A 26,543-nucleotide genomic window follows, 5' to 3' on the forward strand; every position below is an offset into this window, starting at 1 on the left:
TTTTCGTCGCCGTTTCTGTTTGGGTTGGCGGGGGTATTAAACCTCTATAAATACGCACCTATTCGGTTTGGGTGGGTGGTTCCGTGGGGGTGGGAAGTTTGTCGACTCAGCGCCTCACAGAAGAGAGCAATGGGGCCTGCACCTAAGGGTATGGTAAAGCCGCATTACCATCATATCGTCCGCGAAAAAGCTCCGAAAAGCTGGAAAGCTCAAAATCAAAAGTACATTACCGACTCGCAAAAAATTCTGGCCAAACACAAAATTGGCCTAAACAACGACCCGCGCAACTTCACCTGGGCCCAAAATGGTGGAGGGAATCACTCGATAGCCAGCGCCAAAAAAGTCTATGAAATACTACAGAAAGCAGACGTCGGCGGGCTGGCCAGTGTCCAAAACGCATTAAAAAACATGGGTGCTCAAATGACAAAAGGTATTTTTTAAATGAACAACCCAGAAGAAATTTATGAAAAGAACATTAAAACTTTATTAGCCATTCACGCAGACATCGCGTCGGGAAATGCAGCCTCACTAAAAAAGTGCCTAGAGAAAAATTCCGTTCTATTGCACTTGCCCATGTATGGTCTTGATGGGCATGAAACCCTGCTGCACATGGCCGCTGAACAGGGGCAAACCGAAATTTGCCGCTTATTGGTGTCTTTAGGTATTGCGCTGGACCAGCCTGCCGCCAGTTCCGGCAATAGCACGCCACTTGCCGCAGCCGCTGGCAATGGACACTTACAAACATGCCAATGGTTTCTTGAGGCCGGTGCTTTGGTGGATGGGTGGCCTAACAGCATAACCACCCCGCTGATTGACGCGATTACCTTTGGGCATCAGGACGTCGTCAATCTTCTTGTAGAACACCATGCCAACATCAATCGACTGCACACCAGGCTGAATACTGCGCCATTGGACATCGCCAACACCTGGGGATTTACAGAGATTGCGTCCACCTTAAGAAAATCCGGGGCGGTCAGTATCATGGACGTTGAAAGCCAGCCTGAGGAATTTGGTGGTTCTATAGTCACTTTCGTCCACAACACCGCTGGCTGGGTTCTACCCGCGCAACTGAGTCCCATCACTAATGAAGAGGGGCTGGAGCTGCGTATCAGCTGTATTGATGGCAAAAGCAAGTTCAAGTTACTCTTCACCATCGGACTTTTTGCCAAAAGTCCTCATACCGAATTATTCGTATGCTTACCTGGCGACTGGCCTCTTACGCAGCATGGTTTTCCCCCCCACAGTCCTTGGGTTTTTCCGGTTGAGTTGCTGTCTCTGCTCGCTCGCCACACGTTCGATAATGGCCCCTTGTCGGAAGGCTTCTTGATTCGTCGTTCCGATGCCATGTATGCCAACCTGGCCTGGCCAGACGAAGTGGATGCTTTCGTGGCCGTGGATAAAGCCTGGGATACGAAAACTGAAAAAGAGATCATCCCCGACGATGAAAAGGTGATGCTCTATGTTTTGGTGCCTGTCAAATTCACGAAAAAAGGCGAACCCGACGCAGCAGCATTGCGTGTTCTGACACAACGCAAACGTACAGCCAGTTGGGCGAGCGTGGTCATTCCGGCTCCGGATCCAGGGATAATGCAGTAGAAAAGTGGAACGGCAAAGAATCAGCCAAATACCTGCTGGCCCCAAACTTGGACGCTGCTCATGACCGGAGATAACGAGTGCTTGAAAACACATTCTCAAATGACGAAGCGACCATTACGCCAGCGGATCTGGATCATCTGGAATCCGCAATTGGTAAGAAGCTACCGACGCCCTTTAGAAACCATTACCTCAAGTACAACGGCGGCGTACCGGAGCGGACCTATTGGGTCAGCGAAGATTTTGACGAGCCACTGGAAGTGGCTGCATTCAAGCCGATTACCGGTGGCGACTCCACGCTGCTGTCCACCTACCAGTTGATGCTAAAAAAACAGGTACTTCCTGCACACCTCCTGCCTTTCGCGAACGACTGGGGTGGCAACTTCTTTTGCTTGAATCTTGATACGGAGGCCGTTAGTTATTTTACGACTGATAGCTTTGATAGCGACCTAAGCCCTGAAGAAAATCAGGCTGAATCCGAAAAGCTGGTCTGCTCGAATTTCCTTCGGTTTGTTCAAGGGCTGATCGATGAGGAAGATCTGGACGAAGAGTGAATGAGCCAATGCCGCACAAGTAGCGGACTTGATTAGAAACGCAGATCCCCTGTGGCGAGGGAGCTTGCTCCCGTTGGGTGGCGCAGCCGCCCCAAAAGGGTTGATACATTCTTACAGGTAGACCGCATCAGCCGGTTTACGACGGCTGCGCCGCCGAGCGGGAGCAAGCTCCCTCGCCACGAACTGCAGGGCAGCCCGAAGCATGGCGCCGGGCTGGTGGTGCACAACAAACTGCTGACCTACCGGGATAAGCATTACCGCTATGACGCGTCTGGCCGGATGATCGAAAAACGCAGCGCTAAACGGGGCCTGTAGCGCTTAGGTTACGACGCCGAGAGTCGATTGATTGAAGTGCGCAACAAAAACGGCAGCGTGGTCAGGATGACCTACGACCCGCTGGGCCGGCGCATCGAAAAAACGAGCACGACACCAACGGCTACTCACTCGGCGAGGTTGAAAACCCCATATATCAGGAAAGGATTGTTATATGAAAGATTTAGCAGATAAAAACCCCACGTTGGCAGATGAGATAATGGCCATCATGGCCTCGGGCAATGAGCTCGATGAGCAAAACAAAAAAAATGAAGCCCAGGCCTTGTACCAAAAAGCATGGGACTTGCTTCCTGAGCCAAAACTTGAATGGACACCTTTGTCGTCATGGGTCACAGGTTCTTTTTTCAACCTGCACTTCGACAACGGTGACTTCGAGGCCGCTAAAGATTGGGCACAAAAGACCCTGGATGGCCGAGAGTCAGATATCGATACAGGTCCGTTGATCAACTTGGGAATGGTCTACTTTGAACTGGAAGATTATTCACAGGCTTATAAATACTTTGACGATGCTTATAGCTTCGGTAAGGCGCGAGCCTTTCAAGAAAGACCAAAAAAATATCTGAAATTCTATTTAGAGAAAAAAGCTTGAGCAAGGCCGGGGACTCTAGGACCAATGCGTCGGAGAAACCGAGCAGGATACCGATCGAGGTTTATGGATGAAAAAGACAGCTCAAGTTATGGACCTATTAATCTCCCACAGCCAGATTCAATTCCGCTCACGGCCCTTCGACGAAGCCTCAAGCCAATGGGGCAAGATTAACCTAGAGCAGGGTGCGGTCCTCCATAGTGACTATGTTGTGTTTGACCCTCTACCTGAAGACGCATTCGGGGCAAACGTACACCTGAAACTGGAAGACAGTTTCAACCTCGACCCCACTGCCCAGCGCTGCATCGTCGTGCCGTTTCATGTCACGGATCCCAGTCATGTGGAAATTGCATCCGCTGCTGAAAAATTCAGGGTCGAGCTCGATCTAGATAAACGCGACTATGCGTTGTACTTCGAGGTTTGCGAGGGTGAAGAAATCTTTTACAAAATCACTCTGGTCCCATCAGACAGCAAAGTTTCAGCCAAGTACCTGCTGGACGATCCTTGGGGCGGCGAGAAAGACAAGGTACTGGTAGAGGGACTTCGTTAGAAACTCATCTCTGCGTCCAACAAAAATGGGCACCTGATCCAGTCGGTGTGCCCATTTTTCCAGCTCGGGCTCATCATGTTCCCTCGCTATCCGGTCAGTCGAATCCATCGCTTCTTTACCTACGACGCCCTCGGTCAGTTGCTGCCGATCACAGTGCGGCCAGCAGCCTGCACCATCATTACGACGAACTCGGCAACCTGATTCAGCCCCCCCAATCCTGATCAAAAATGGTTTTCCAATCGGTCCCACGCCAATGCCTGACAGTGCTTGTTTAAAAGCCTTGTAGGTAACGTCGTGAAAGCTACAACACCTTGCGTCGTTGCCTACGGCTACGCCAGAATCCGCCGGCTTGTGCGCTTTGGGGTCGGTCGGTAACTTGATTCGTGTCACTGATCGTCAGTGGTCGGGTTTAGTCGCCCGCTGGTAATTGAAGTTGTACAAGCGTCCGTCAGACAGGTACTTGCTACCTGCATTTTGATGGTGGCTGTGCGTAGGGCACCTTTGGGTGCGCCGGCTTCTTCAATTCCCCGGTCCGACTAACCTGCGTACAGCCGCCACCCCTTCGTTTAGTCGGCGAAGGGGTGTCAGCATCACTCATGGAATTGAAGATCATGTTCAAAGTTACACCTAACCCACCGGACACCGATCCGGTCTCCCCATACGAAAGCCCCGATTCAAAAAAACTCAACGACGCCGCCGAACGCGCCCTCGACCATCACTTCCCGCCAGCCGAACCAAAGCCACCGAAACGCAAAGGCCAGCTCTTCAGCGTCTGCCCGGGCATCAACACTGAAGCCCTCCTCGCCAATGCCTCGGAAGATATCTTGTCCATCAGCGCCATCGCCGCCGACCTCGCCGACGACGTGGACGGTTCACGCCGCTCCGTAGCCCTGGCGCTCAGCCGCCTGGCCGACGGGGTGCATTTGTTGGTAGAGCGCGCGCTGGATCACCTGAATGAGCCGGAAATAGCAGCGATTCTCGCCAGGAAACAAAGCCGAGTCGGCTGATCCGCCAGACAGAAAAAATGGGCACCCAACCTCGTTGGCGTGCCCATTTTTTATCCCGCTCGCCCGCTGTGCGGGAAGTCGGTGCGTGTTACGGATTAACGCTGTCTTTCAACGACTTGCCTGGCTTGAACGCAACAGTATTGCTGGCCTTGATCTTCACCGGCTCACCGGTTTGCGGGTTTTTGCCGGTGCGGGCACCGCGATGGCGTTGCAGGAAGGTGCCGAAGCCCACCAGCGTGACGCTATCCTTGCGATGCAGAGCGCCGGTGATTTCTTCGAGAACGGCGTTGAGAACGCGATTGGCCTGTTCTTTGGTGAGATCTGCTTTTTCCGCGATGGCAGCGGCGAGTTCTGGTTTACGCATGAGTGAAGCCCCTTTGACGGTTTTTTGTTGTTATGTCCGTGCTGTTCTCGTTGGAACAGCGCCCAAGGCGCCGCAGGTGCTCTACTCTGCGGCAGACGGGAATGAGGATGGCATGCGCGCAAGAGCGGCGCCAGTCTCCCCGCGACCTTTGTGGGGGCAAAAACGGGGTGATTCCGACAGAACGACCGGCATTTACGCCAACAGGGCCGGAAGTTCTTTGTTCAGGGCGAGTTTTTCCATCACCGCCGCGCCGGTCAGCGCATAGCCCAGCAATTTGCCGGCGCTGTCGCGGCACAGCACCTTGATGTCCGCGCCCTGCCCTTCGACCGTCCAGACGCCCTCCGCGCCCCGTGGCGGCGGCGAAACCACCAATGGGCAGACCGGGGTTTTCACAGTGATCGGCATCGGGCCATAACTCACCGCCGTAGGGTTTCCGGCGAGGGTCTGGGCCAGCGCTCTCGCACAGCTCATGAGGGGCATGACGTACAACAGATTCAGCCCGTCGACCTCGGCGCAATCGCCCAGGGCGTAGATGTTGGCGTGAGAGGTTTTCAGGTGGCGGTCGACCACCACACCACGATTGACCTGCACCCCTGCCGCAGCCGCCAGGTCGATGCGCGGACGCAGGCCGATGGCCGACACCACTACGTCGCAAGGGATGACCTGGCCGTCAGACAGATGCGCTTCCAGGCCGTCAGCCACTCGCTGCAAGCGATTGAGCACCGGCCCGAGGTGGAAGCGCGCGCCCAAGCTTTCCAGGCCGGCCTGGACCGCAGCGGCCGCCGCCGGGTGGAGCAAGGTCGGCATGACTTGTTCGCAGGGGGCAACCAGTTGCACTTCGTAGCCACCGAGAATCAGGTCGTTGGCAAATTCGCAGCCAATCAAACCGGCGCCCAGCAGCAGCACCCGACGCTTGCCGGCCGCGGCTGCGCGAAAACGTGCGTAGTCTTCAAGGTCGTTGATCGGGAAAACCGCGTCGGCCGCGTCGCCTTCAATCGGCACCCGCACGGTTTCCGCACCCCAGGCCAGGATCAGGTCACGGTAGATCACTGATTCTTCGCCGATCCACAGGCGCTTGTGGCCCGGATCGATGCCGCTGATGCGCGTGTGGGTGCGCACTTCGGCCTTCAATTGCTCGGCCATGGCGCCCGGTTCGGCCATGCTCAGGCCATCGGCGTCTTTATTCTTGCCAAAGCCGGTGGAAAGCATCGGCTTGGAGTAGGAGCGTCCGTCATCTGCGGTAATCAACAGCAGCGGGGTTTCGCCATCGAGTTTGCGAAACTCCCGGGCCAGGTTGTAGCCAGCCAGCCCAGTGCCGACGATCACGACAGGTGCGTTCATTCCTAGCTCCTTGGATGCTTAGTTGATTTCAATCATTTCAAAATCCATTTTGCCCACTCCGCAGTCCGGGCACAGCCAGTCTTCCGGCACGTCCTGCCACGGTGTGCCCGCCGCAATACCGTCGTCCGGCCAGCCTTCGGCTTCGTTATAGATCAGGCCGCAGACCACACATTGCCACTTTTTCATTCAGGTACTTCCTCGGGATTCAGGCTTTTGCCGGCGCGAACGGTCGATAGATGAAGCGTTGCCGTCCGGCTCAGGGCGTTTTGTACTGATCGGGCCCGACAGATGCAAGCCTGTTCGGCGCAACGGCAGGCCGGATCAATCAAACTCGCCGCCTGACATGGTAAGCTCGCCGCCTCATTTGCTGCCAATAATGACTCACTGTGCCGCACTCAAAAGCCCCCTCCCCGACGCCGCTCTGGCTTTCTCAAAGCCAACTGATGCCCCGCCCCGACACGTCTACGCTCGATTGGTTGTTCGATGAAGGGTCACTGACCCGACGCCTGACCCGTTTGTCGAATGACGGTTTCAGCGTCACGCCGCTGTTCGAAGGCTGGCAATCGCTGCGCGCCGACGAATGTGCCGCGCTGGAGCTGGCCGAAGGCAGCGAAGGCTGGGTGCGCGAGGTGTATCTGCGCGGCCACGGTGAAGCTTGGGTGTTTGCCCGCAGCGTGGCGGCGCGTAGCGCGCTGCAGGGCGACGGATTGCATATGGATGAGCTGGGTAGCCGCTCCCTGGGCGAACTGCTGTTTTGCGATCGGGCGTTTCAGCGCCGGGCCATCGAGGTTTGTCACTATCCCCAAGCGTGGTTGCCGATGGAGGCTCAGGCGCCTGAACTGTGGGGCCGGCGCTCGCGTTTCGACCGTGGCGCCCTGAGCGTGCTGGTGGCCGAGGTTTTCCTGCCGACCCTGTGGAGCGCCGCCCGCGCGCATCCGGAGAACTGCTGATGTACCAGAACCTGCTCAAGTCTCTGAACCGCGTGAATCCTCGGGCCTGGGATTTCATTCAGCTGACCCGCATGGACAAGCCGATCGGCATTTACCTGCTGCTGTGGCCGACATTGTGGGCACTGTGGATTGCCGGTGAAGGTTCGCCATCACTGGCCAATATCGTGATTTTCGTGCTCGGCGTGGTGCTGACCCGTGCCGGCGGTTGTGTGATCAACGATTGGGCGGACCGCAAGGTCGATGGCCATGTGAAACGCACCGAGCAACGGCCGCTGGTGAGCGGCAAGATCAGCTCAAAAGAAGCCCTGGTGTTCTTCGCGGTGCTGATGGGCGTGAGCTTCCTGCTGGTGCTGTGCACCAACGCGGCGACTGTCGGGTTGTCGCTGGGCGGTTTGGCCCTGGCCTTCACGTATCCGTTCATGAAGCGTTACACCTATTACCCGCAAGTGGTGCTGGGCGCGGCGTTCTCCTGGGGCATGCCGATGGCGTTCACTGCCGAGACCGGTGAGTTGCCGGCGACAGCCTGGTTGCTGTGGATCGCCAACTTGCTGTGGACCGTGGGCTACGACACCTATTACGCCATGACCGACCGCGACGATGACCTGAAGATCGGGGTGAAATCCACCGCGATCCTGTTTGGCGATGCCGACCGGGTGATCATTCTGACCTTGCAAGGCCTGGCGCTGGGCTGCCTGTTGCTGGCTGGCTCGAAATTCCATCTCGGTGGCTGGTTCCACCTTGGGTTGCTGGTGGCGGCAGGCTGCTTTGCGTGGGAGTTCTGGTACACCCGCAGCAAGGACCGGATGCGCTGCTTCCAGGCTTTTTTGCATAACCACTGGGCGGGGTTGGCGATTTTCGTGGGGATTGTGCTGGATTACGCGTTGCGTTGACCGTTGGAAAAGATCGCAGCCTGTGCCAGCTCCAACAGGGGGATGGAGCGACTGCAGGCCGCGAACTGTTTACGGCGCAGGCGAATCGCTTATTTATGCTCGCGCATGATGTGCCAGACGTTCTTCATATTGTCGCCCGCCATGTCACCGGGTTTTTTGTCCTTCATGAAGGTGTAAAGCGGCTTGCCATCATAGGCCCACTGCATCTTACCGTCGTCACGCTTGATCGTGCTCCACTTGCCTTCGGGCTTGGCGCCCGCCGGCGCCATCATTGGCGGCCAGTATTCAGCGCACTCGCCGTTGCACATCGACTTACCGCCTGAGTCCTTGTCGTAGGTGTAAACCGTCATGCCCTTGTGATCGACCATCATCCCGTCTTTCATCATGGCCGGTTCTGCCGCGAAGGCCAGGGACGGCAGCGTTAGCGCGGCGGTGACCAGCAGGACCTTCCAGGATTGAACAATGTGATTCATGGAAACCTTCCTTTTGTGGTTGTCAGGATTCGGAATTAAAGCTTAGTTCAGGATCGCGACAATCGCAGGCTGGCTAAAATACTGTCACACGACTGCAATAATTCCGTTATCTAATGCGGCGCAAGACAGTTAAATGACAAGAGGATTAAGGCATGGTTGGCAGGAGCATTCTGATCGTCGACGACGAAGCGCCCATTCGCGAAATGATCGCCGTTGCGTTGGAAATGGCCGGCTATGACTGCCTGGAGGCGGAGAACTCCCAGCAGGCCCATGCCATTATCGTCGATCGCAAACCGGACCTGATTCTGCTCGACTGGATGCTGCCCGGCACCTCCGGCATCGAGTTGGCCCGCCGCCTCAAGCGCGATGAGCTGACCGGGGACATCCCGATCATCATGCTCACCGCCAAGGGCGAGGAAGACAACAAGATCCAGGGCCTGGAAGTCGGCGCCGACGACTACATCACCAAACCGTTTTCCCCCCGTGAGCTGGTTGCGCGCCTCAAAGCCGTGCTACGCCGCGCCGGCCCGACCGATGGCGAAGCGCCGATTGAAGTCGGCGGCCTGCTGCTGGACCCGATCAGCCACCGCGTGACCATCGACGGCAGACCCGCCGAGATGGGCCCGACCGAGTACCGCTTGCTGCAATTCTTCATGACCCACCAGGAACGCGCCTACACCCGCGGCCAGTTGCTGGATCAGGTCTGGGGCGGCAATGTCTACGTCGAAGAGCGCACTGTCGACGTGCACATCCGTCGCCTGCGCAAAGCCCTCGGCGATGCCTACGAAAATCTGGTACAAACCGTGCGCGGCACCGGCTACCGGTTTTCCACCAAGGCCTGAACAGACCGCCAGCCTCGCTGACAAGGACGCATATTTTCCGTGAACCAAAACTGGCATGGCACCCTGATTCGCCACATGCTGTTGCTGGTCACCGCCTGCCTGGTGATCGGCCTGATTTCCGGCTACTACGGCTGGAGTCTCGCCGTGGGCCTGGGTGTTTACCTGGCCTGGACCCTCAAACAGCTGCTGCGCCTGCACGAATGGCTGCGCCTGCACCAACCCGATGAAGCACCGCCCGACGGCTATGGCCTGTGGGGCGAAGTGTTCGACAGCATCTATCACCTGCAACGCCGCGACCAACGGGTACGCGGGCGCCTGCAAGCGGTGATCGACCGGGTCCAGGAATCCACTGCCGCGCTGAAAGACGCAGTGATCATGCTCGACAGCGACGGCAACCTCGAGTGGTGGAACCGCGCCGCCGAAACCCTGCTCGGCCTCAAGACTCCTCAGGACAGCGGCCAGCCGGTGACCAACCTGGTGCGCCATCCGCGCTTCAAGGAATACTTCGAGCAGGACAGTTACGCCGAGCCGTTGGAAATTCCGTCGCCGATCAACGATCGCCTGCGCATTCAGCTATACATCACCCGCTACGGCAACAACGAACACTTGATGCTGGTGCGCGATGTGACGCGTATCCATCAGCTGGAGCAGATGCGCAAAGACTTTATCGCCAACGTGTCCCACGAGCTGCGCACGCCCCTGACAGTGATTTGCGGCTACCTGGAAACCCTGCTCGATAACGTCGAGGACGTGAATCCACGCTGGACCCGTGCCCTGCAGCAAATGCAGCAGCAAGGCGGGCGCATGCAGACCTTGCTTAACGATTTGCTGCTGCTGGCCAAACTGGAAGCCACCGATTACCCGTCGGACAACCAACCAGTGTCCATCGACAGCCTGCTGCAATCGATCAAGAGCGATGCTCAGCAGCTGTCGGGGCAGAAAAATCAGCGCATCACCCTCGAAGCCGATCCGACGATTCTGCTCAAGGGCAGTGAAGCCGAACTGCGCAGTGCGTTTTCCAATCTGGTGTTCAACGCGGTGAAATACACCCCGGCCGAAGGCAATATCCGCATTCGCTGGTGGGGTGACGAGCAAGGTGCACACCTGAGCGTGCAGGATTCGGGAATCGGCATCGACAGCAAACACCTGCCGCGCCTGACCGAACGCTTCTATCGCGTCGATTCCAGCCGCAATTCCAACACCGGCGGCACCGGGCTGGGGCTGGCCATCGTCAAGCACGTGTTGCTGCGCCACCGGGCACGCATGGAAATCAGCAGTGTGCCGGGGCATGGCAGCACGTTTACCTGCCATTTCGCGCCGGCCCAGGTCACCAAATCCCGCGTGATCAGCGCCGCGGACTGATACCGACTAGCACTCGCCACTAGGCAATCGATCAGTCAGCCGCTACATTGGCTGACTTGTGCCTGCCCTTCAGGCACTGCATTTCCCCCTTTTTTGAATACACGGAACCCGCAAAACTCCATCATGGACCCTTCCCCTGGCTTGACCCTCGCAACAATATTCGCCGACTTCGGCATGATTCTTTTTGCTTTGATCCTGGTTTTGCTCAACGGCTTTTTCGTTGCGGCAGAATTTGCCATGGTCAAACTGCGCTCGACCCGGGTCGAAGCCATCGCTGAACAGCACGGCTGGCGCGGACATATCCTGCGCACCGTACACAGTCAGCTCGATGCTTACCTGTCAGCGTGCCAATTGGGTATCACCCTCGCTTCTCTCGGCCTGGGTTGGGTCGGTGAACCGGCGTTCGCGCACCTTCTGGAGCCTGTGCTGAGTGCCGTGGGCGTAGATTCCGCTGAAGTGGTCAAGGCGGTTTCGTTCTTCACGGCGTTCTTCATCATTTCGTACCTGCACATCGTGGTCGGTGAGCTGGCGCCGAAATCCTGGGCCATCCGCAAACCCGAGTTGCTGTCGCTGTGGACGGCGGTGCCGCTGTACTTGTTCTACTGGGCCATGTACCCGGCCATCTACCTGCTCAACGCCAGCGCCAACCAGATCCTGCGCATTGCCGGGCAAGGTGAGCCCGGCCCGCACCACGAGCACCATTACAGCCGTGAAGAACTGAAACTGATCCTGCACTCCAGCCGTGGCCAGGACCCGAGCGACCAAGGCATGCGCGTACTGGCCTCGGCGGTGGAAATGGGCGAGCTGGAAGTGGTCGACTGGGCCAACTCCCGGGAAGACCTGGTCACACTTGAGTTCAACGCTCCGCTCAAGGAAATCCTGGCGTTGTTCCGTCGCCACAAGTTCAGCCGCTACCCGGTGTACGACAGCGAGCGCCAAGAGTTCGTCGGCCTGCTGCACATCAAGGATCTGCTGCTGGAACTGGCTGCCCTTGATCACATTCCCGAGTCGTTCAACCTCGCCGAACTGACCCGGCCGCTGGAGCGCGTGTCGCGGCACATGCCGCTGTCGCAACTCCTGGAACAGTTCCGCAAGGGCGGCTCGCACTTCGCCGTGGTCGAGGAAGCCGACGGCAACATCATCGGCTACCTGACCATGGAAGATGTGCTGGAAGTGCTGGTGGGCGACATTCAGGACGAACACCGCAAGGCTGAACGCGGGATCCTCGCGTATCAGCCGGGCAAGCTGCTGGTGCGCGGCGATACGCCGCTGTTCAAGGTGGAACGCCTGTTGGGCATCGACCTGGACCACATCGAAGCCGAAACCCTCGCCGGGCTGGTCTACGAAACCCTGAAACGGGTGCCCGAAGAGGAAGAAGTGCTGGAAGTCGAAGGTTTGCGGATCATCATCAAAAAGATGAAAGGGCCGAAGATCATATTGGCCAAGGTGTTGATGCTCGATTAAGCGTGCTTTCGGTGGTGAGGGGGCTTGCCCCCGTTGGGCTGCGGAGCGGCCCCAAAACCGGCTGCCGCGTTTACTCAGGCAGACCGCGTTGGCTGAATGGCGACTGCTGCGCAGCCGAGCGGGAGCAAGCTCCCTCGCCACAGTAGATCTCCATCGCCTTCACTTCTTGCCCAACGCAAAGTTGGGCAACGCCCCCACCGGTTGATTGAACTGGTACGGAATCGACACCAGCCCCAATCCGGTATTGCGCTGCACCACGAAGTGCAGGTGCGGGCCGCTGCTGTTGCCGGTGTTGCCCGACAGCGCCAGCGCACTGCCCACCACCACCCGCTGACCTTCCCGTACGCAGACTGAACCCTTCTTGAGGTGCAGGTACACGCCCATGGTCCCGTCATCGTGCAACACCCGCACGAAATTGCCCGACGGATCGTTGCCGCGCCCGGTCTGGCCATTCTCGGTTTTCACCACCACCCCGCCGCGCGCAGCGATGATCGGCGTGCCTTCGGGCATGGCGATGTCCATCGCGTAACGGTTCTTCGGCCCATAATGGCTGTATTGACCGTTGGCGCCCTGGGTCAGCCGAAACGGACCGCCACGCCAGGGCAATGGATATCGATAGGCCATGGCAGCCCCTGAGGGGTCGCCCAGGGAATATTCGAACCTTGGGTTATACACGATCGGCCTTCCAGCCTTCGTCGGCGTGAGCAGGGCCAGACGAAGGTTACTGCGCGCCGGCATCACCCGCCGGATCGGTCGGCTCGGCGCACCGCTTACGTTCTGCAGCCCGTCGAAACTCAGCTCGATCTCGACCGGCGCATACAGGTCATTGCGCACGAACACGCTGTCGATGCCATTCATCCTCTTGATGTCGAGGTACACCTGCCGCTCAAGGTGTTCGACCATTCGGTCGCGAAAAACGAACACCTTCGCACCTTTGGTGGGGCGGTCACTGTAAGAGACCACGCCACTGGCATCAGTGGACCTGTAGATCGTCATGGCCACAGCCGAGGTGGAGGCCATGAAAAGACCACAGAAAAACAGCAGGCGCGCGAGCATGGGCAAAATTCTGTTGAGTAGGCCTGGGAAGGAGCCTAGCAGCAGAAATGGACCTGCGTAGTCGACAGATGTTTCAAATGATCATTCCCACGCTCTGCGTGGGAATGATCAGCGGTACACGTTACGCACCCGGTACGAAGTGCTTCTGCGCGGTGCCACGGGCGATCAGGCGGGAGATGTAGTCGAGCTTCTGTGCATCCTGGTCGACAAAGCGGAACGTCAGTTGCAGCCACTCGCTGTCCGGCTTCGGCTCGTGGGCGACGATGGCGTGCAAGTAGCCGTTAAGACGGGCAGTTTCGGCGTTGTCGCCCTGCTCCAGGTCGAGTACGGCGTTGTCGAGGACTTGCGGCAAGGTCTCGGTGCGTTTCACCACCAGCAGCGCTTCCTTGATGCTCAAGGCCTTGATCACGCATTGCTGTGTGCCGCTCGACAGGCGCAGTTGGCCTTGGCCACGACCGCCAGCGGAGGCAGCGGCTGGCGCCTTGACCGGTGGATTGTTGAGCAGGCCGCGAGACGGCGCCGCAGCCGGGGCTGGCGCGGCGGCGGCAGGTTTGGCAAACGGGTTGACCGCAGCAGCCGCGGGTGCGACTACCGCCGCTTTGCCACCGGTCAATGCGCTCAGGGAATCGTTGCCGAACGCCGAGTTCATTTTGGTCGGCGCGCTGTTCATCAAGGTATCGAGCTTGCCGACCTTGTTCAGGGCCTGCTTGACCTTGGTCAACAGCTGCTCGTTGGTGAATGGCTTGCTGACGTAGCCGGAAACCCCGGCCTGGATCGCCTGGACCACGTTCTCTTTATCGCCACGGCTGGTCACCATCACGAACGGCATGGTCTTGAGGTTGTCCTGCTCGCGGCACCAGGTCAGCAACTCCAGACCGGACATTTCCGGCATTTCCCAGTCACACAGGACCAGGTCGAACGCTTCCTTGGCCAGCATGGCCTGGGCCTTTTTACCGTTGACTGCATCTTCGGTCCGGATCCCCGGGAAGTAGTTGCGCAGGCACTTTTTTACCAGGTCACGAATGAACGACGCATCGTCCACGACCAACACACTGATCTTGCTCATCCAACACCCCTTTAAATATCCCGGCAAGCATAACGCTGGCTGATGGCACTTTGCCAAAACTCTTCAGTCACGCCGGGACTTTTCGTTCGCGGGTGCTGCTTTTCAATTCGGCTTTTCAGTTCAAAAGCCACACAAACAAAAACGCCCGGCCAAGGGGCCGGGCGCTTTTTCTTGGGCAACCTTACTTATCGTCAGCTTTGTCCGGAACATTAGCGGTTTCGGCACTTGTGCCTTCCACTTCTTCCTTCATGCGCTTGAGGCCCAGGTGACGCACGTCGGTGCCGCGCACCAGGTAAATCACCAGTTCCGAGATATTGCGCGCGTGGTCGCCGATTCGTTCAAGGGAACGCAGCACCCAGATAATGCTCAAGACACGCGAGATAGAGCGCGGGTCTTCCATCATGTAGGTGGCGAGTTCGCGCAGCGCGGTCTTGTATTCGCGGTCGATGATCTTATCGTACTGCGCCACCGACAGTGCCAGGTCGGCGTCGAAGCGGGCAAACGCGTCCAGGGCATCGCGAACCATGTTGCGCACCTGGTCGCCGATGTGGCGAACCTCGACATAACCGCGCGGCGCTTCGCCTTCTTCGCACAACTGAATGGCGCGACGGGCGATCTTGGTGGCTTCGTCGCCGATACGCTCGAGGTCGATCACCGATTTGGAGATGCTGATGATCAGCCGCAAGTCCGACGCCGCCGGCTGACGACGGGCCAGAATGCGCAGGCATTCTTCGTCGATATTGCGTTCCATCTGGTTGATCTGGTCGTCGACCTCGCGCACTTGCTGGGCCAGGCCGGAGTCGGCCTCGATCAGCGCGGTGACCGCGTCGTTGACCTGCTTCTCGACCAGCCCGCCCATGGCCAGGAGGTGGCTGCGCACTTCCTCGAGCTCAGCGTTGAACTGCTGGGAGATGTGATGGGTAAGGCCTTCTTTACTAATCATGTTGGCGTCCTTGGAGCGTCCGGTAAGGTGCGGTGGGCCGCAGCGTCAGTTCAGTGAGCAACAACAGCTTCCTAGCCGTAACGACCGGTGATGTAGTCTTCGGTCTGCTTCTTCGCCGGATTGGTGAACAGGGTGTCGGTGTCGCCGAACTCCACCAGTTTGCCCATATACATGAACGCCGTGTAGTCGGAAACCCGCGCGGCCTGTTGCATGTTGTGGGTCACGATAACAATGGTGAACTTGGATTTCAGTTCGTAGATCAGCTCTTCGACTTTCAGCGTGGAGATCGGGTCGAGGGCCGAGCACGGTTCGTCGAGCAGCAGCACTTCCGGCTCCACGGCGATGGTGCGGGCAATCACCAGACGTTGCTGCTGACCGCCGGACAAACCGAGTGCCGACTCGTGCAGACGATCCTTGACTTCATCCCACAGCGCCGCGCCTTTCAACGCCCACTCGACGGCTTCGTCGAGGATGCGCTTTTTGTTGATGCCCTGGATGCGCAAGCCGTAAACCACGTTTTCATAGATGGTTTTCGGGAACGGGTTGGGCTTCTGGAACACCATGCCGACGCGACGACGCAGCTCGGCCACGTCCTCGCCCTTGCGGTAGATGTTGTTGCCGTAGAGGTTGATCGCGCCTTCGACGCGGCAGCCATCCACCAGGTCGTTCATGCGGTTGAAAGTGCGCAACAGCGTGGACTTGCCACAGCCGGACGGCCCGATGAAGGCGGTCACGCGCTGTTTCGGGATGTTCATGCTGACGTCATACAGCGCTTGTTTGTCGCCGTAGAACAGGCTCAACCCCGGCACTTCGATGGCCACGGTTTCCTGCTCGAGACTCAGGCTCTGTTTGTCGCGGCCCAGGGCCGACATGTTGATGCCGTGAGTGTGTGCTTCGTGCTGCATGGGAGGCTCCCTGTGCTAACAAATTCGGTTCAGTGAGCCGCTGGCCTCACAAGATGGGCCAGCGGTGTCGCCGCTCTGCAAGAGCGACGGTGATCAGCTATCCAGCGCCTTGTACTTCTCGCGCAGATGGTTACGGATATAAACGGCCGACAGGTTCAATGTCGCGATCACCAGCACCAGCAGCAGCGCCGTGGCATACACCAACGGTCGCGCGGCTTCGACGTTCGGGCTCTGGAAGCCGACGTCATAAATATGGAAGCCCAGGTGCATGATCTTCTGGTCCAGGTGCAGGTACGGGTAGTTGCCATCCAGCGGCAGCGACGGTGCCAGTTTCACCACGCCCACCAGCATCAGCGGCGCCACTTCACCGGCGGCGCGGGCCACGGCGAGGATCATGCCGGTCATCATTGCCGGGCTGGCCATCGGCAGCACGATCTTCCACAAGGTCTCGGCCTTGGTCGCACCGAGGGCCAACGAGCCTTCGCGCACGGTGCGAGGAATCCGCGCCAGGCCTTCTTCGGTGGCCACGATCACCACCGGCACAGCCAGCAGGGCCAAGGTCAACGAAGCCCACAACAGACCCGGCGTACCGAAGGTCGGCGCCGGCAAGGCTTCGGGGAAGAACAACCGGTCGATCGAGCCGCCCAGCACATAAACGAAGAAGCCCAGGCCGAACACGCCGTAAACGATCGCCGGTACGCCCGCCAGGTTGTTCACCGCAATACGGATCACTCGGGTCAGAGTGTTCTGCTTGGCGTATTCACGCAGGTAGACCGCCGCCAGCACTCCGAACGGAGTGACGATCATCGCCATGATCAAGGTCATCATCACGGTGCCGAAAATCGCCGGGAAGATCCCGCCTTCGGTGTTGGCTTCGCGCGGGTCATCACTGAGGAATTCCCAGACCTTGCTGAAGTAGAAGCCAACCTTGGTAAAGGTGCTCATGGCGTTCGGCTGATAGGCGTGAACCACTTTGCCGATGCCGATCTCGACCTCTTTACCGTTCGCGTCACGAGCCGTCAGGCTGTCACGGTTGAACTGCTTGTGCAGGTCGTTCAGACGCGCTTCGATTTCCTGATAACGGGCATTCAGCTCGGCGCGCTCAGACTCCAGGTCCGCCTGTGCGGTAGCGTCGAGACGGCCGGCCAATTCCAGCTTGCGACCGTGCAGACGAACACGTTCGAGACCGGCGTTGATCGCGCCGATGTCGGTTTTTTCCAGGCTCTTGAGCTGCCCAGCCAACTGGTTGACGCGATCGACACGGGCCTGCAACTCAGGCCATGCGGCTTCGCCTTCAGCGACGACCTTGCCGTCCTCTTTAACGTTGACCAGATAGCCGTAGAAGTTGCCCCACTCGCGACGCTCGATGGTCATCAGCTCTGGCGGAGTCTTCTGGTTGGTCAGCCACTCGCCGACAGTCCAGGTGAAGTCCGTGCCGTTCAGATCACGGTTGCCGACCTTGATCAGCTCGCGGGTCATGAACTCCGGGCCCTGATCGGGCACCGGCAGGCCAGCGCTTTTCAGGCGCTCGCGTGGCACTTCTTCCTTCTGCACCACTTCGCCGATGACCAGGTGATTGGCCTGGCCCGGCACGTCATAACTGGCGTGGACCAGGTCCGCCGGCCAGAAGTGACCCAGACCGCGCACGGCAATCACCGCCAGCAGGCCAATGGTCATGATGACCGCAATGGACACCGCGCCACCGCTGATCCAGACGCCTGGGGCGCCGCTCTTGAACCATCCATTCAGGGAGTTCTGTTTCACAGACTTCTACCTTTCTTAAAGCGACGAGTATTTCTTGCGCAGACGCTGACGAATCAGTTCCGCGAGGGTGTTCATGATGAAGGTGAACAACAGCAGCACCAGCGCCGAGAGGAACAGCACGCGGTAGTGGCTGCCGCCGACTTCCGATTCGGGCATTTCCACCGCGACGTTGGCTGCCAATGTACGCAGGCCTTCGAACAGGTTCATTTCCATGACCGGGGTGTTACCGGTGGCCATCAGCACGATCATGGTTTCACCGACCGCGCGGCCCATGCCGATCATCAGCGCCGAGAAGATGCCCGGGCTGGCGGTGAGGATCACCACGCGAGTCATGGTCTGCCACGGCGTGGCGCCGAGGGCCAGGGAACCAAGAGTCAGGCCGCGCGGCACGCTGAACACGGCGTCTTCGGCAATGGAGTAGATGTTCGGGATGACCGCAAAACCCATGGCCAGGCCGACCACCAGAGCGTTGCGCTGGTCGTAGGTGATGCCCAGGTCGTGGGAGATCCACATGCGCATGTCGCCGCCGAAGAACCAGGTTTCCATGTACGGGCTCATGTACAGCGACAGCCAACCCACGAACAGAATCACTGGAATCAGGATCGCGCTTTCCCAACCGTCCGGCACTTTCAGGCGGATCGACTCAGGCAGGCGACTGAAGACGAAACCCGCCACCAGAATGCCGATCGGCAGGAGCATCAGCAGGCTGAAGATGCCCGGCAAATGCCCTTCTACATACGGTGCGAGGAACAGGCCGGCGAAGAAGCCGAGGATCACCGTCGGCATCGCTTCCATCAGTTCGATCACCGGCTTGACCTTGCGACGCATGCCCGGTGCCATGAAGTACGCGGTGTAGATCGCTGCGGCGACGGCCAGGGGCGCGGCCAGCAGCATGGCGTAGAACGCGGCTTTCAGGGTACCGAAGGTCAGCGGCGACAGACTCAGCTTGGGTTCGAAGTCAGTGTTGGCGGCAGTCGATTGCCAGACGTATTTAGGCTCGTCGTAGTTCTCGTACCAGACCTTGCTCCACAATGCGCTCCACGAGACTTCCGGGTGCGGGTTGTCGAGCAGCAACGGTTGCAGCTTGCCGCCCTGCTCCACGATCACGCGGTTGGCCCGTGGCGACAGGCCGAACAGGCCTTGGCCGTCGACCACCTGATCCACCAGCAAAGTGCGGTGCGCGGTGCTGTGAAACACGCCGAGCTTGCCGGACGCATCAAGGGCAACGAAGCCTTTTCGACGTTCTTCGGCGGTAATTTCAACAATCGGCGCAGCGCCCATCTGGAAGGTGCGGATTTGCTTCAGGCGCAGTTCGCCATCGTGATCGCGAGCCATGAACCACTGGGCGAGACCGCCCTTGGAGTCGCCGAGGATCAGTGAGATACCGCCCACCAGCTGGGTGCTGGCGGTAATCTCGGCATCGCCGTCTTCGAGCAATTTGTAGCGACCGTTAAGACTCTTGTCGCGCAGGCTGAACACATCGGCTTGAGCGCGACCGTTGACCACGTACAGCCACTGCTGACGCGGGTCGACGAAGATGTTCTTCACTGGCTCGGTCATTTGCGGCAGGTCGATACGTTTCTGCTCGTTGGTGACTTCGCCGGTCATCATGTTTTCTTCGCTGGTCAGCGACATGACATGCAGTTGCGCACCGGTGGAGCCAGCCAGCAGCAGGGTCGAATCGGTGGCGTTGAGGCTGACGTGCTCCAGAGCGCCGCCCGCCTCGTTCAGCACGATTGGCGTTTCGCCGTACGGGTATTCGATAGCCGGCGAGATGGTTTTCTTGCCGTCCGGGTAGCTGACTTTATAGGTGTGGCGGAACACCAGCACCTGACCGTTGGACAACCCCACTGCGACCAATGGATGGCCGGGTTGATCTTCACCGATGGAGGTCACGCTGGTACCGGCTGTGATCGGCAGGTCGACGCGGCGCAGTTCGGCGCCGCTGTCGATATCAAAAAACAACGCCTGGCCCTTGTCGGAAACCCGCATGGCGACCTGGTTCTGTTCTTCGAGGGAGATCATCAAAGGCTTGCCGGCGTCTTGCATCCAGGCGGGCGTGATGGCGTCTTTGGCGGTCAGGTCGGCACCCTGGAACAGCGGCGCGACAACATAACCAAGGAAGAAGAAGATCAGGGTGATCGCGCCGAGGACGGCGAGGCCGCCGACGAGGACGTACCAGCGGGTCAGGCGATCTTTCAGCGCACGGATGCGGCGCTTGCGGTGCAGCTCAGGCGTATTGAAGTCAATTCGCTTGGGGGGATTTGTAGTCATGGTGGAGTTGGCCAGATCATTCATGCGCACACCCTAGCGATCCTGTATGACAGAAAGATGACAATGCAGTGACGCAACAAATCCGCCGCCGGTGGAAACTGGCAGTGGATCAGAAATTTGGGGAGGGCCGGGTTGCCATCATGGCAACCCTGGGCCTTTGTAGCAGCGAAGCTTGCTCGCGAAGCCTCGCTCCTACAGGTCCGGGTTTACCCCGGACCTAGGGTTTTACTTTTTTGCGACTTCAGCGCCGCCTTCCGCCAGACCCAGGTCAGCCAGTGCTTTTGCAGCAACCTTGGCTGGCAGTGGGATGTAGCCGTCTTTCACTACAACTTCCTGGCCCTGCTTGGACAGAACCAGTTTCACGAACTCGGCTTCCAGCGGGGCCAGAGGCTTGTTCGGGGCCTTGTTGACGTAAACGTAGAGGAAACGCGACAGCGGATACTTACCGTTCAGGGCGTTTTCTTCGGTGTCTTCGATGAATTCAGTGCTGCCTTTCTTGGACAGGGCCACGGTCTTCACGCTGGCGGTCTTGTAGCCGATGCCCGAGTAACCGATGCCGTTCAGCGAGGAGCTGATCGACTGCACAACCGACGCCGAGCCTGGTTGTTCGTTGACGTTTGGCTTGTAGTCGCCTTTGCACAGGGCTTCTTCTTTGAAGTAGCCATAAGTGCCGGATACCGAGTTACGACCGAACAGTTGTACTGGCTTGTTGGCCAAGTCGCCGGTCACACCCAGGTCGCCCCAGGTTTTCACATCAGCTTTGGCGCCGCACAGACGAGTCGAGGAGAAGATCGCGTCGACTTGTTCCATGGTCAGGTGCTGGATCGGGTTGTCTTTGTGTACGAAGACCGCCAGGGCGTCCACGGCCACCGGGATAGCGGTTGGCTTGTAGCCATACTTCTGCTCGAAGGCCGCCAGTTCGGTGTCCTTCATCTTGCGGCTCATCGGGCCCAGGTTGGAGGTGCCTTCAGTCAGCGCAGGTGGCGCGGTGGCGGAGCCAGCGGCCTGAATCTGGATGTTTACGTTCGGGTATTCTTTTTTGTAGTTCTCAGCCCACAGGGTCATGAGGTTGGCCAGGGTATCGGAGCCGACGCTGGACAGGTTGCCCGACACACCAGTGGTCTTGGTGTAGCTCGGGATAGCAGGGTCAACAGCGGCAACCGCGTTGGCAGTCGCAACGCCAGCAGCGACAAAAGTCATTGCCGCCATCAAACGCTTCAGTTTCATGCCTTACTCCTAGCAGATAGGTGTGTTAAGTCGGGGCCAAGTATCAGCAGGCCGTGTGAACACTCTATGGCTGAAATATGACAATTGGATGAAAGGCCAGTATTCAATTGCCGGATACATTCTGACTCTCTGAGCAGGTTGACAAATAAGAACTAAAATATAGTCTTGTCAACCACGAGAGGAACTCATGATTAATGACCGAATCCGCCGCGCTCGCCTTCTGCGTGGCATATCCTTGGAGGCGCTGGCGCTCCAGCTTGGCGACATTACCAAGCAAGCCCTCAGCAAATACGAAAAAGGGTTAAGCACCCCGAACTCCTCGCGCCTGCTGCAAATGGCAAAAGTATTGGAGGTCAATCCTGAGTACTTTTTCCGCGCGGACGCCATCCCGCTTGCGCCGTTGGAGTTTCGCAAGCTTGCGAAAATGCCCAGATACCGTCAGGTGCAAGTCGAAGAGCAGATTCGTGAACACCTTGAGCGCTACATGGCTCTGGAGGAATGTTTCGACCCAGCGGACATCCAGACTCCAAGCACTCCGGCTCAAATGCTGCCCGTTTCCTCTATTGAAGAGGCCGAACGCGCCGCCGAGCTACTTCGGGATTTCTGGGGAATTGGTAGCGACCCCATCGCTAATCTGACCGAGCAGTTAGAAGAGCACAGCATCAAGGTAGCGATGCTCATGGGGCCGGATGATTTCGATGGGGCCTGCGCAGCTACCGGAGACGGGCGCCATGTCTTGATCGCGTTAAATGCCGAGCGTCCAGGTGAACGTATACGCTTCACCGCTGCCCACGAGCTTGGCCATTGGGTCATGCAGTTACCCGACGATATGCCTGAGAGAGACAAGGAAAACTGCTGTCATCGATTTGCAGGTGCATTCCTCTACCCGGCAAAAGGCGTCACCAGCGACTTTGGCAGCCATCCACGTTCACGGGTTCATCCGCGCGAGTTACTCATCGCCAAGCGCCAATACGGGATTTCGATGCACGCAGCACTACGGCGCCTCAAGGATCTGAACCTGCTTAGCGATGCGGGTTACAAATCTCTAACCATCCAATTCAGCGCGAACGGCTGGCGCAAGGCTGAGCCAGAACCCATGCCCTGTAAGCCACCACAACGTTTTGAATCGTTGGTGTTTTGGGGATTGGCAGAGGGGCTTATCACCAAATCCCGCGCAGCCGAACTTTTACGTAAGCCAGTGAGCGCCCTTGACCCAAACTTCCTAGGCTCATTGGAGAGTGCATGAGTCTGATCTACATCAGCGATACAAATATCTGGATCGATTTCAGAAACGCTGGATTGCTGGAACAGATGTTCAGACTTCCGTTCACACTTTGCTGCACCGATTTCGTGATGGATGAACTGGAGGACTTTCCCCATGACGAATTGCTCGCCCATGGGTTGATTGTCGAATCTTTCGATGGCCCCGGAGTGGCTCGACTTTTCAGCCTCAAGGTAGAGCACAACAACAGTTCACTGGCGGATGTCTCCTGTTATTTGCTCGCGCAGGAGACAGGCCGACCGTTACTGACCGGAGACGGCAAGCTCAGACGCCAGGCTCAACGAGATGGCTTGCAGGTCCACGGGGCCCTCTGGCTACTCGACCTAATGGTCGAGCACCAAGTTGTTCCACCAGCACACGCTGCGGATGCCTTGGATAACATGCTCGAACATGGAGCACGTTTACCGCCTGGAGAATGTGATGCAAGGCTTTCGCACTGGCGAAAGCATTAACATCCAACCGTTGTTACCGTCCTTTTTTCCAAAGATACGCCCCCACCAGAATCCCGACCCCACAAATGATCGCTACGTAATAGGCCGGCCCCATCGGGCTTTCCTTGAGCAGCAAGGTGACGACCATTGGGGTCAGGCCGCCGAAGATGGCGTAGGCCAGGTTGTAGGAAAACGACAGACCGCTGAAACGCACCACCGCCGGGAAGGCTTTGACCATCACGTACGGCACCGCACCGATGGTGCCGACCAGCAAACCGGTCAGGGCGTACATCGGGAACAGCCAGTCGGGATGATTGAACAGGCTGTGATAGAAGGTCCACGAGGTCAGCAGCAGCAACGCGCTACCGAACACGAACACCCGCCCGGCGCCAAAACGGTCAGCCAGTGCACCGGAGGCCACACAGCCCAGGCTCAGGAATACGATGGCCAGGCTGTTGGCCTGCAACGCGGTAGTCGGCGGGAAGTGGTAGACGGTCTGCAGCACGGTCGGGGTCATCAGGATGACCACAATGATCCCGGCGGACAGCAACCAGGTCAGCAGCATGGAAATCAGAATCGCACCGCGATGGTCACGCAGCACAGCGCGCAGCGGCACTTCTTCGGCCAGGGCTTTACGCAATTGCAGTTCGGCAAACACCGGGGTTTCGTGCAGCCAGCGGCGCAGGTAGACCGAGAACAGGCCAAACACACCGCCCAGCAAGAACGGGATACGCCAGGCGTAATCCGACACTTCCACCGGCGTATAAATGCTGTTGATCGCGGTGGCGACCAATGAGCCCAACAGAATGCCGGCAGTCAGACCGCTGGTCAGCGTGCCGCAGGCATAACCGATGTGCCGCTGCGGTACGTGTTCGGAAACGAATACCCAGGCGCCCGGCACTTCGCCGCCAATCGCCGCGCCCTGAATCACCCGCATCAGCAGCAACAGGATCGGCGCCCACATACCTATCTGCGCATAAGTCGGCAGCAAGCCCATAATCAGGGTCGGCACCGCCATCATGAAAATGCTCAGAGTGAACATCTTCTTGCGTCCCAGCAGGTCACCGAAGTGCGCCATGACGATGCCGCCCAACGGCCGAGCCAGGTAACCGGCGGCGAAGATGCCGAATGTCTGCATCAGGCGCAGCCACTCGGGCATGTCGGCGGGGAAGAACAGTTTGCCGACCACCGTGGCGAAGAACACAAAAATGATGAAGTCGTAAAATTCCAGCGCGCCGCCCAAGGCAGACAGTGACAAGGTCTTGTAGTCGTTGCGGGTCAGCGGACGTGCAGGTTGGGCTGGTTGCGCGATGCTCGAGGGCGCTGTGGTCATGGCAAGGGCTTCTCTTATAGTCGGATCTGCAACCTCAACAACGCTGGCGGAGGCTTGGGCAGGTTCGGCACGATAGCAAATTGTTCGAAAAAGCACATAGAGGTGCGTATTTGACGGTCGAAATGAGAACCGGACGGTCGTCTCGGAGTCTATCGACCGATATACTCACAACGTTGCAACGGTTTGTAAGGGGTTGCTGTGCGAAACCGTCGTTGGCACCCGTCAGCCGATTTCGCAGAGTTTCCCTTTAGGCGCCTTACGAAAAACGTGACGAACGTAGTATGTTCGGGGCTGAATCGTTTTTCCAAGGCTCCAGTGCGCAAAGTCGCCGAGCGAAGGTCAGGCAAGGCAAAAACAGGCGAGGAACGGCTGGGGTCGCACCCGACTTTACTGCTGTAAATGAGCGTCCGAGCCTGTTTTTAACGCAGCATGACCGAGCGCAGGCACTTTGCGCGCGGAGCCGTAAGACGGCTACTCACCCGCTATACCTACGAAGAGTCACGGGTCAGAGGCACCCCCGGCATGATAGAGCTCGAACAAGAAGATCCAATCCCGCAAGGCGACCTGGCCCTGCAAATTACCGCGCTTCCGCGTGAAACCAATGGCTTTGGCGATATTTTCGGCGGCTGGTTGGTGGCGCAGATGGATTTGGCGGGCACCGCAATGGCCAGCAAGGTTGCCGGTGGTCGCGTGGCCACCGTTGCGATCGATCGCATGGCGTTTCTGGTGCCGGTGGCGGTGGGCGCTCAGCTCTCCTTCTATACCCAGGCCCTGGAAATCGGTCGCAGCTCAATTCAGATGATGGTTGAAGTCTGGAGCGACGATCCGCTGTCCAGCGAATGGCGTAAAGTCACCGAAGCCGTATTTGTGTTCGTCGCCATCGACGGCAGCGGCCGCACTCGTTCGGTTCCGCCCAGAGCTCGTTAAACAAGGCGCTCGTTAAACGCGGTGACCGTTTTGCGGTCCATAGCAGTCATTGTTCCTGATTGAGAGTCGCCCCATGAGCACGCCCACCGTCGAAGCCGTGAAACTGGATGAACTGAACTGCTGGCGCATCCGCCACGGTCAGGCCGAATTGCTGGTGGCCCAGCAAGGCGCGCACATCCTCAGTTATCAACTGGCCGGCCAACCGCCGCTGATCTGGCTCAACGACGAGGCCGTGTTCAAGACCGGCAAAGCTATTCGTGCCGGTGTGCCGGTGTGCTGGCCGTGGTTCGGCAATCTGTCGCGCAACCCGCAGAGTGTCCAGGCCATGCGCATCAGCCAGGAGCCGCCGACCGCTCACGGGCTGGTGCGAGCGATGGACTGGGAACTGGGCAGCATCGAAACCGAGGGCGAAAGCCTGAAGGTGGAGTTCGTCCTGCCCTACCCTGAAGGCGGACTGCCAGGCTGGCCGCATCAGGTGGGCTTGAAGCTGAGCATTCGTCTGGATGAGCAGTTGCACATCAGCCTGACGAGCGAAAACAACGGCGCTGAACCCGTCACGATCAGCCAGGCGCTGCACAGCTATTTCGCGGTCAGCGATGTGCACAACGTGCACGTTGAAGGGCTTGATGGCTTGAGTTACATCGAGACGCTGGACGACTGGAAAACCGTCACTCAGACCGGTGATCTGCGTTTTAGCGGTGAGACCGACCGCATCTATTTGAATACCCCGCCGACGCTGAGCATCGTTGACCCGCACTGGGAACGACGCATTGAACTGACCAGCAGCGGTTCGCGCTCGGCGGTGATCTGGAACCCATGGATCGACCGCGCCGCGGCGTTCAGCGACATGGCTGACGATGGCTGGCAGCGCATGTTGTGCATTGAAACGGCGAATGTGATGGATGATGTGGTGACGCTGGCGCCGGGTGCTAGCCATACCCTGGGCGTGAGCATCGCCAGCAAACCGCTTTAAGATCAAAAGATCGCAGCCTGCGGCAGCTCCTACGCTGATCTATGTAGGAGTTG

At 58.4% G+C, this 26,543-nt stretch carries 26 protein-coding genes and 2 pseudogenes; 16 read left to right on the plus strand and 12 right to left on the minus strand.

Annotated elements, in window-relative coordinates:
• From ACCC96_RS05370 to ACCC96_RS05400, 7 genes and pseudogenes are all read left to right on the plus strand, one after another.
• Window positions 1-441 (plus strand): annotated as a pseudogene (locus tag ACCC96_RS05370) (type IV secretion protein Rhs); the annotation flags it as partial.
• Window positions 442-1,596: an ankyrin repeat domain-containing protein gene (locus tag ACCC96_RS05375; RefSeq protein WP_018927406.1), complete on the plus strand. Its 1,155-nt coding sequence runs from the start codon at window positions 442-444 to the stop codon at window positions 1,594-1,596.
• A 77-nt stretch (window positions 1,597-1,673) separates the two neighbouring features.
• Window positions 1,674-2,147, plus strand: coding sequence for an SMI1/KNR4 family protein (locus ACCC96_RS05380; RefSeq protein ID WP_258671677.1), 474 nt, complete (start codon window positions 1,674-1,676; stop codon window positions 2,145-2,147).
• A gap of 195 nt (window positions 2,148-2,342) precedes the next feature.
• Window positions 2,343-2,599 (plus strand): annotated as a pseudogene (locus tag ACCC96_RS05385) (hypothetical protein); the annotation flags it as partial.
• A 35-nt stretch (window positions 2,600-2,634) separates the two neighbouring features.
• Window positions 2,635-3,069, plus strand: coding sequence for a hypothetical protein (locus tag ACCC96_RS05390; protein ID WP_018927403.1), 435 nt, complete (start codon window positions 2,635-2,637; stop codon window positions 3,067-3,069).
• A 67-nt stretch (window positions 3,070-3,136) separates the two neighbouring features.
• A complete protein-coding gene (gene comJ / locus ACCC96_RS05395) occupies window positions 3,137-3,616 on the plus strand; it encodes a competence protein ComJ (protein ID WP_018927402.1) in 480 nt (159 codons plus the stop codon).
• Window positions 3,617-4,227: 611 nt separating this feature from the next.
• A complete protein-coding gene (locus ACCC96_RS05400) occupies window positions 4,228-4,623 on the plus strand; it encodes a DUF6124 family protein (RefSeq protein ID WP_413695157.1) in 396 nt (131 codons plus the stop codon).
• Between the two features lie 88 nt (window positions 4,624-4,711).
• On the opposite strand, the gene ACCC96_RS05405 is transcribed toward ACCC96_RS05400, so the two are convergent.
• From ACCC96_RS05405 to ACCC96_RS05415, 3 genes are all read right to left on the minus strand, one after another.
• Window positions 4,712-4,987 carry an HU family DNA-binding protein gene (locus tag ACCC96_RS05405; protein ID WP_003213368.1) on the minus strand — a complete coding sequence of 92 codons (276 nt, stop codon included), beginning with the start codon at window positions 4,985-4,987 and terminating at the stop codon, window positions 4,712-4,714.
• A 192-nt stretch (window positions 4,988-5,179) separates the two neighbouring features.
• Window positions 5,180-6,328 (minus strand): NAD(P)/FAD-dependent oxidoreductase, encoded by a 1,149-nt coding sequence (locus ACCC96_RS05410; RefSeq protein ID WP_007934519.1) that lies wholly within the window; start codon window positions 6,326-6,328, stop codon window positions 5,180-5,182.
• An 18-nt stretch (window positions 6,329-6,346) separates the two neighbouring features.
• Complete coding sequence (locus ACCC96_RS05415) at window positions 6,347-6,514, minus strand: rubredoxin (protein WP_007896465.1); 168 nt, start codon at window positions 6,512-6,514, stop codon at window positions 6,347-6,349.
• A 200-nt stretch (window positions 6,515-6,714) separates the two neighbouring features.
• Here ACCC96_RS05415 and ACCC96_RS05420 point away from each other — a divergent pair, with 200 nt between their 5' ends.
• Both ACCC96_RS05420 and ubiA read left to right on the plus strand, forming a co-directional pair.
• Window positions 6,715-7,278 carry a chorismate--pyruvate lyase family protein gene (locus ACCC96_RS05420; protein WP_064621149.1) on the plus strand — a complete coding sequence of 188 codons (564 nt, stop codon included), beginning with the start codon at window positions 6,715-6,717 and terminating at the stop codon, window positions 7,276-7,278.
• The gene (gene ubiA / locus ACCC96_RS05425) at window positions 7,278-8,168 is read left to right on the plus strand and encodes a 4-hydroxybenzoate octaprenyltransferase (protein ID WP_258671683.1); all 891 of its coding nucleotides are present in this window, start codon (window positions 7,278-7,280) and stop codon (window positions 8,166-8,168) included. Before ACCC96_RS05420 ends, ubiA begins: the two co-directional genes overlap by 1 nt.
• Before the next feature lie 89 nt (window positions 8,169-8,257).
• Here ubiA and ACCC96_RS05430 read toward each other — a convergent pair whose 3' ends face one another.
• Window positions 8,258-8,641, minus strand: a complete 384-nt coding sequence (locus ACCC96_RS05430; protein ID WP_019651310.1) for a hypothetical protein — start codon at window positions 8,639-8,641, stop codon at window positions 8,258-8,260.
• Between the two features lie 152 nt (window positions 8,642-8,793).
• Here ACCC96_RS05430 and phoB point away from each other — a divergent pair, with 152 nt between their 5' ends.
• From phoB to ACCC96_RS05445, 3 genes are all read left to right on the plus strand, one after another.
• The gene (phoB, locus tag ACCC96_RS05435; RefSeq protein ID WP_003229608.1) at window positions 8,794-9,483 is read left to right on the plus strand and encodes a phosphate regulon transcriptional regulator PhoB; all 690 of its coding nucleotides are present in this window, start codon (window positions 8,794-8,796) and stop codon (window positions 9,481-9,483) included.
• 75 nt (window positions 9,484-9,558) lie between these two features.
• Window positions 9,559-10,845: a phosphate regulon sensor histidine kinase PhoR gene (gene phoR, locus ACCC96_RS05440; protein WP_258674233.1), complete on the plus strand. Its 1,287-nt coding sequence runs from the start codon at window positions 9,559-9,561 to the stop codon at window positions 10,843-10,845.
• Between the two features lie 123 nt (window positions 10,846-10,968).
• Window positions 10,969-12,309: a hemolysin family protein gene (locus ACCC96_RS05445; protein WP_007934513.1), complete on the plus strand. Its 1,341-nt coding sequence runs from the start codon at window positions 10,969-10,971 to the stop codon at window positions 12,307-12,309.
• A gap of 159 nt (window positions 12,310-12,468) precedes the next feature.
• Here ACCC96_RS05445 and ACCC96_RS05450 read toward each other — a convergent pair whose 3' ends face one another.
• The 7 genes from ACCC96_RS05450 to ACCC96_RS05480 form a co-directional block, all read right to left on the minus strand.
• A complete protein-coding gene (locus ACCC96_RS05450) occupies window positions 12,469-13,365 on the minus strand; it encodes a peptidoglycan DD-metalloendopeptidase family protein (RefSeq protein WP_413695158.1) in 897 nt (298 codons plus the stop codon).
• Window positions 13,366-13,486: 121 nt separating this feature from the next.
• Window positions 13,487-14,431, minus strand: coding sequence for a response regulator (locus ACCC96_RS05455; protein ID WP_413695159.1), 945 nt, complete (start codon window positions 14,429-14,431; stop codon window positions 13,487-13,489).
• Between the two features lie 181 nt (window positions 14,432-14,612).
• Window positions 14,613-15,374, minus strand: a complete 762-nt coding sequence (gene phoU, locus ACCC96_RS05460; RefSeq protein WP_007934507.1) for a phosphate signaling complex protein PhoU — start codon at window positions 15,372-15,374, stop codon at window positions 14,613-14,615.
• Between the two features lie 71 nt (window positions 15,375-15,445).
• On the minus strand, window positions 15,446-16,279 hold the full coding sequence (pstB, locus tag ACCC96_RS05465) for a phosphate ABC transporter ATP-binding protein PstB (RefSeq protein ID WP_008150054.1): 834 nt from the start codon (window positions 16,277-16,279) through the stop codon (window positions 15,446-15,448).
• Window positions 16,280-16,372: 93 nt separating this feature from the next.
• On the minus strand, window positions 16,373-18,043 hold the full coding sequence (gene pstA / locus ACCC96_RS05470; RefSeq protein WP_413695160.1) for a phosphate ABC transporter permease PstA: 1,671 nt from the start codon (window positions 18,041-18,043) through the stop codon (window positions 16,373-16,375).
• A gap of 15 nt (window positions 18,044-18,058) precedes the next feature.
• Entirely contained in the window at window positions 18,059-20,092 is a 2,034-nt protein-coding gene (locus tag ACCC96_RS05475; RefSeq protein WP_413695245.1) for an ABC transporter permease subunit, read from the minus strand.
• 450 nt (window positions 20,093-20,542) lie between these two features.
• Window positions 20,543-21,544, minus strand: coding sequence for a phosphate ABC transporter substrate-binding protein PstS (locus tag ACCC96_RS05480; RefSeq protein WP_019580399.1), 1,002 nt, complete (start codon window positions 21,542-21,544; stop codon window positions 20,543-20,545).
• A gap of 187 nt (window positions 21,545-21,731) precedes the next feature.
• Between ACCC96_RS05480 and ACCC96_RS05485 the strand changes: the two genes are divergently transcribed.
• Complete coding sequence (locus tag ACCC96_RS05485) at window positions 21,732-22,790, plus strand: helix-turn-helix domain-containing protein (protein ID WP_413695161.1); 1,059 nt, start codon at window positions 21,732-21,734, stop codon at window positions 22,788-22,790.
• Window positions 22,787-23,278, plus strand: coding sequence for a type II toxin-antitoxin system VapC family toxin (locus ACCC96_RS05490; protein ID WP_413695162.1), 492 nt, complete (start codon window positions 22,787-22,789; stop codon window positions 23,276-23,278). The genes ACCC96_RS05485 and ACCC96_RS05490 overlap by 4 nt, the downstream gene beginning before the upstream one ends.
• Window positions 23,279-23,291: 13 nt before the next feature.
• Here ACCC96_RS05490 and ACCC96_RS05495 read toward each other — a convergent pair whose 3' ends face one another.
• On the minus strand, window positions 23,292-24,590 hold the full coding sequence (locus tag ACCC96_RS05495; protein ID WP_413695163.1) for an MFS transporter: 1,299 nt from the start codon (window positions 24,588-24,590) through the stop codon (window positions 23,292-23,294).
• A gap of 522 nt (window positions 24,591-25,112) precedes the next feature.
• On the opposite strand from ACCC96_RS05495, the gene ACCC96_RS05500 reads away from it, so the two are divergent.
• Both ACCC96_RS05500 and ACCC96_RS05505 read left to right on the plus strand, forming a co-directional pair.
• Window positions 25,113-25,517 carry an acyl-CoA thioesterase gene (locus tag ACCC96_RS05500; RefSeq protein WP_007896491.1) on the plus strand — a complete coding sequence of 135 codons (405 nt, stop codon included), beginning with the start codon at window positions 25,113-25,115 and terminating at the stop codon, window positions 25,515-25,517.
• Window positions 25,518-25,590: 73 nt separating this feature from the next.
• A complete protein-coding gene (locus ACCC96_RS05505; protein WP_413695164.1) occupies window positions 25,591-26,490 on the plus strand; it encodes a D-hexose-6-phosphate mutarotase in 900 nt (299 codons plus the stop codon).
• Window positions 26,491-26,543 lie beyond the last annotated feature (53 nt).

Origin of the sequence: Pseudomonas sp. Pseusp11 (assembly GCF_047304405.1) — a bacterium.
Lineage (GTDB): Bacteria > Pseudomonadota > Gammaproteobacteria > Pseudomonadales > Pseudomonadaceae > Aquipseudomonas.

Bases quoted from the DNA above. Each gene is read 5' to 3' on its own strand.
- ACCC96_RS05375 (WP_018927406.1), top strand. From the start codon at position 442: ATGAACAACCCAGAAGAAATTTATGAAAAGAACATTAAAACTTTATTA.
- ACCC96_RS05390 (WP_018927403.1), top strand. From the start codon at position 2,635: ATGAAAGATTTAGCAGATAAAAACCCCACGTTGGCAGATGAGATAATG.
- comJ (WP_018927402.1), top strand. From the start codon at position 3,137: ATGAAAAAGACAGCTCAAGTTATGGACCTATTAATCTCCCACAGCCAG.
- ACCC96_RS05400 (WP_413695157.1), top strand. From the start codon at position 4,228: ATGTTCAAAGTTACACCTAACCCACCGGACACCGATCCGGTCTCCCCA.
- ACCC96_RS05405 (WP_003213368.1), bottom strand. From the start codon at position 4,987: ATGCGTAAACCAGAACTCGCCGCTGCCATCGCGGAAAAAGCAGATCTC.
- ACCC96_RS05410 (WP_007934519.1), bottom strand. From the start codon at position 6,328: ATGAACGCACCTGTCGTGATCGTCGGCACTGGGCTGGCTGGCTACAAC.
- ACCC96_RS05415 (WP_007896465.1), bottom strand. From the start codon at position 6,514: ATGAAAAAGTGGCAATGTGTGGTCTGCGGCCTGATCTATAACGAAGCC.
- ubiA (WP_258671683.1), top strand. From the start codon at position 7,278: ATGTACCAGAACCTGCTCAAGTCTCTGAACCGCGTGAATCCTCGGGCC.
- ACCC96_RS05430 (WP_019651310.1), bottom strand. From the start codon at position 8,641: ATGAATCACATTGTTCAATCCTGGAAGGTCCTGCTGGTCACCGCCGCG.
- phoB (WP_003229608.1), top strand. From the start codon at position 8,794: ATGGTTGGCAGGAGCATTCTGATCGTCGACGACGAAGCGCCCATTCGC.
- phoR (WP_258674233.1), top strand. From the start codon at position 9,559: ATGCTGTTGCTGGTCACCGCCTGCCTGGTGATCGGCCTGATTTCCGGC.
- ACCC96_RS05445 (WP_007934513.1), top strand. From the start codon at position 10,969: ATGGACCCTTCCCCTGGCTTGACCCTCGCAACAATATTCGCCGACTTC.
- ACCC96_RS05450 (WP_413695158.1), bottom strand. From the start codon at position 13,365: ATGCTCGCGCGCCTGCTGTTTTTCTGTGGTCTTTTCATGGCCTCCACC.
- ACCC96_RS05455 (WP_413695159.1), bottom strand. From the start codon at position 14,431: ATGAGCAAGATCAGTGTGTTGGTCGTGGACGATGCGTCGTTCATTCGT.
- phoU (WP_007934507.1), bottom strand. From the start codon at position 15,374: ATGATTAGTAAAGAAGGCCTTACCCATCACATCTCCCAGCAGTTCAAC.
- pstB (WP_008150054.1), bottom strand. From the start codon at position 16,279: ATGCAGCACGAAGCACACACTCACGGCATCAACATGTCGGCCCTGGGC.
- ACCC96_RS05475 (WP_413695245.1), bottom strand. From the start codon at position 20,092: ATGCAAGACGCCGGCAAGCCTTTGATGATCTCCCTCGAAGAACAGAAC.
- ACCC96_RS05480 (WP_019580399.1), bottom strand. From the start codon at position 21,544: ATGAAACTGAAGCGTTTGATGGCGGCAATGACTTTTGTCGCTGCTGGC.
- ACCC96_RS05485 (WP_413695161.1), top strand. From the start codon at position 21,732: ATGATTAATGACCGAATCCGCCGCGCTCGCCTTCTGCGTGGCATATCC.
- ACCC96_RS05490 (WP_413695162.1), top strand. From the start codon at position 22,787: ATGAGTCTGATCTACATCAGCGATACAAATATCTGGATCGATTTCAGA.
- ACCC96_RS05495 (WP_413695163.1), bottom strand. From the start codon at position 24,590: ATGACCACAGCGCCCTCGAGCATCGCGCAACCAGCCCAACCTGCACGT.
- ACCC96_RS05500 (WP_007896491.1), top strand. From the start codon at position 25,113: ATGATAGAGCTCGAACAAGAAGATCCAATCCCGCAAGGCGACCTGGCC.
- ACCC96_RS05505 (WP_413695164.1), top strand. From the start codon at position 25,591: ATGAGCACGCCCACCGTCGAAGCCGTGAAACTGGATGAACTGAACTGC.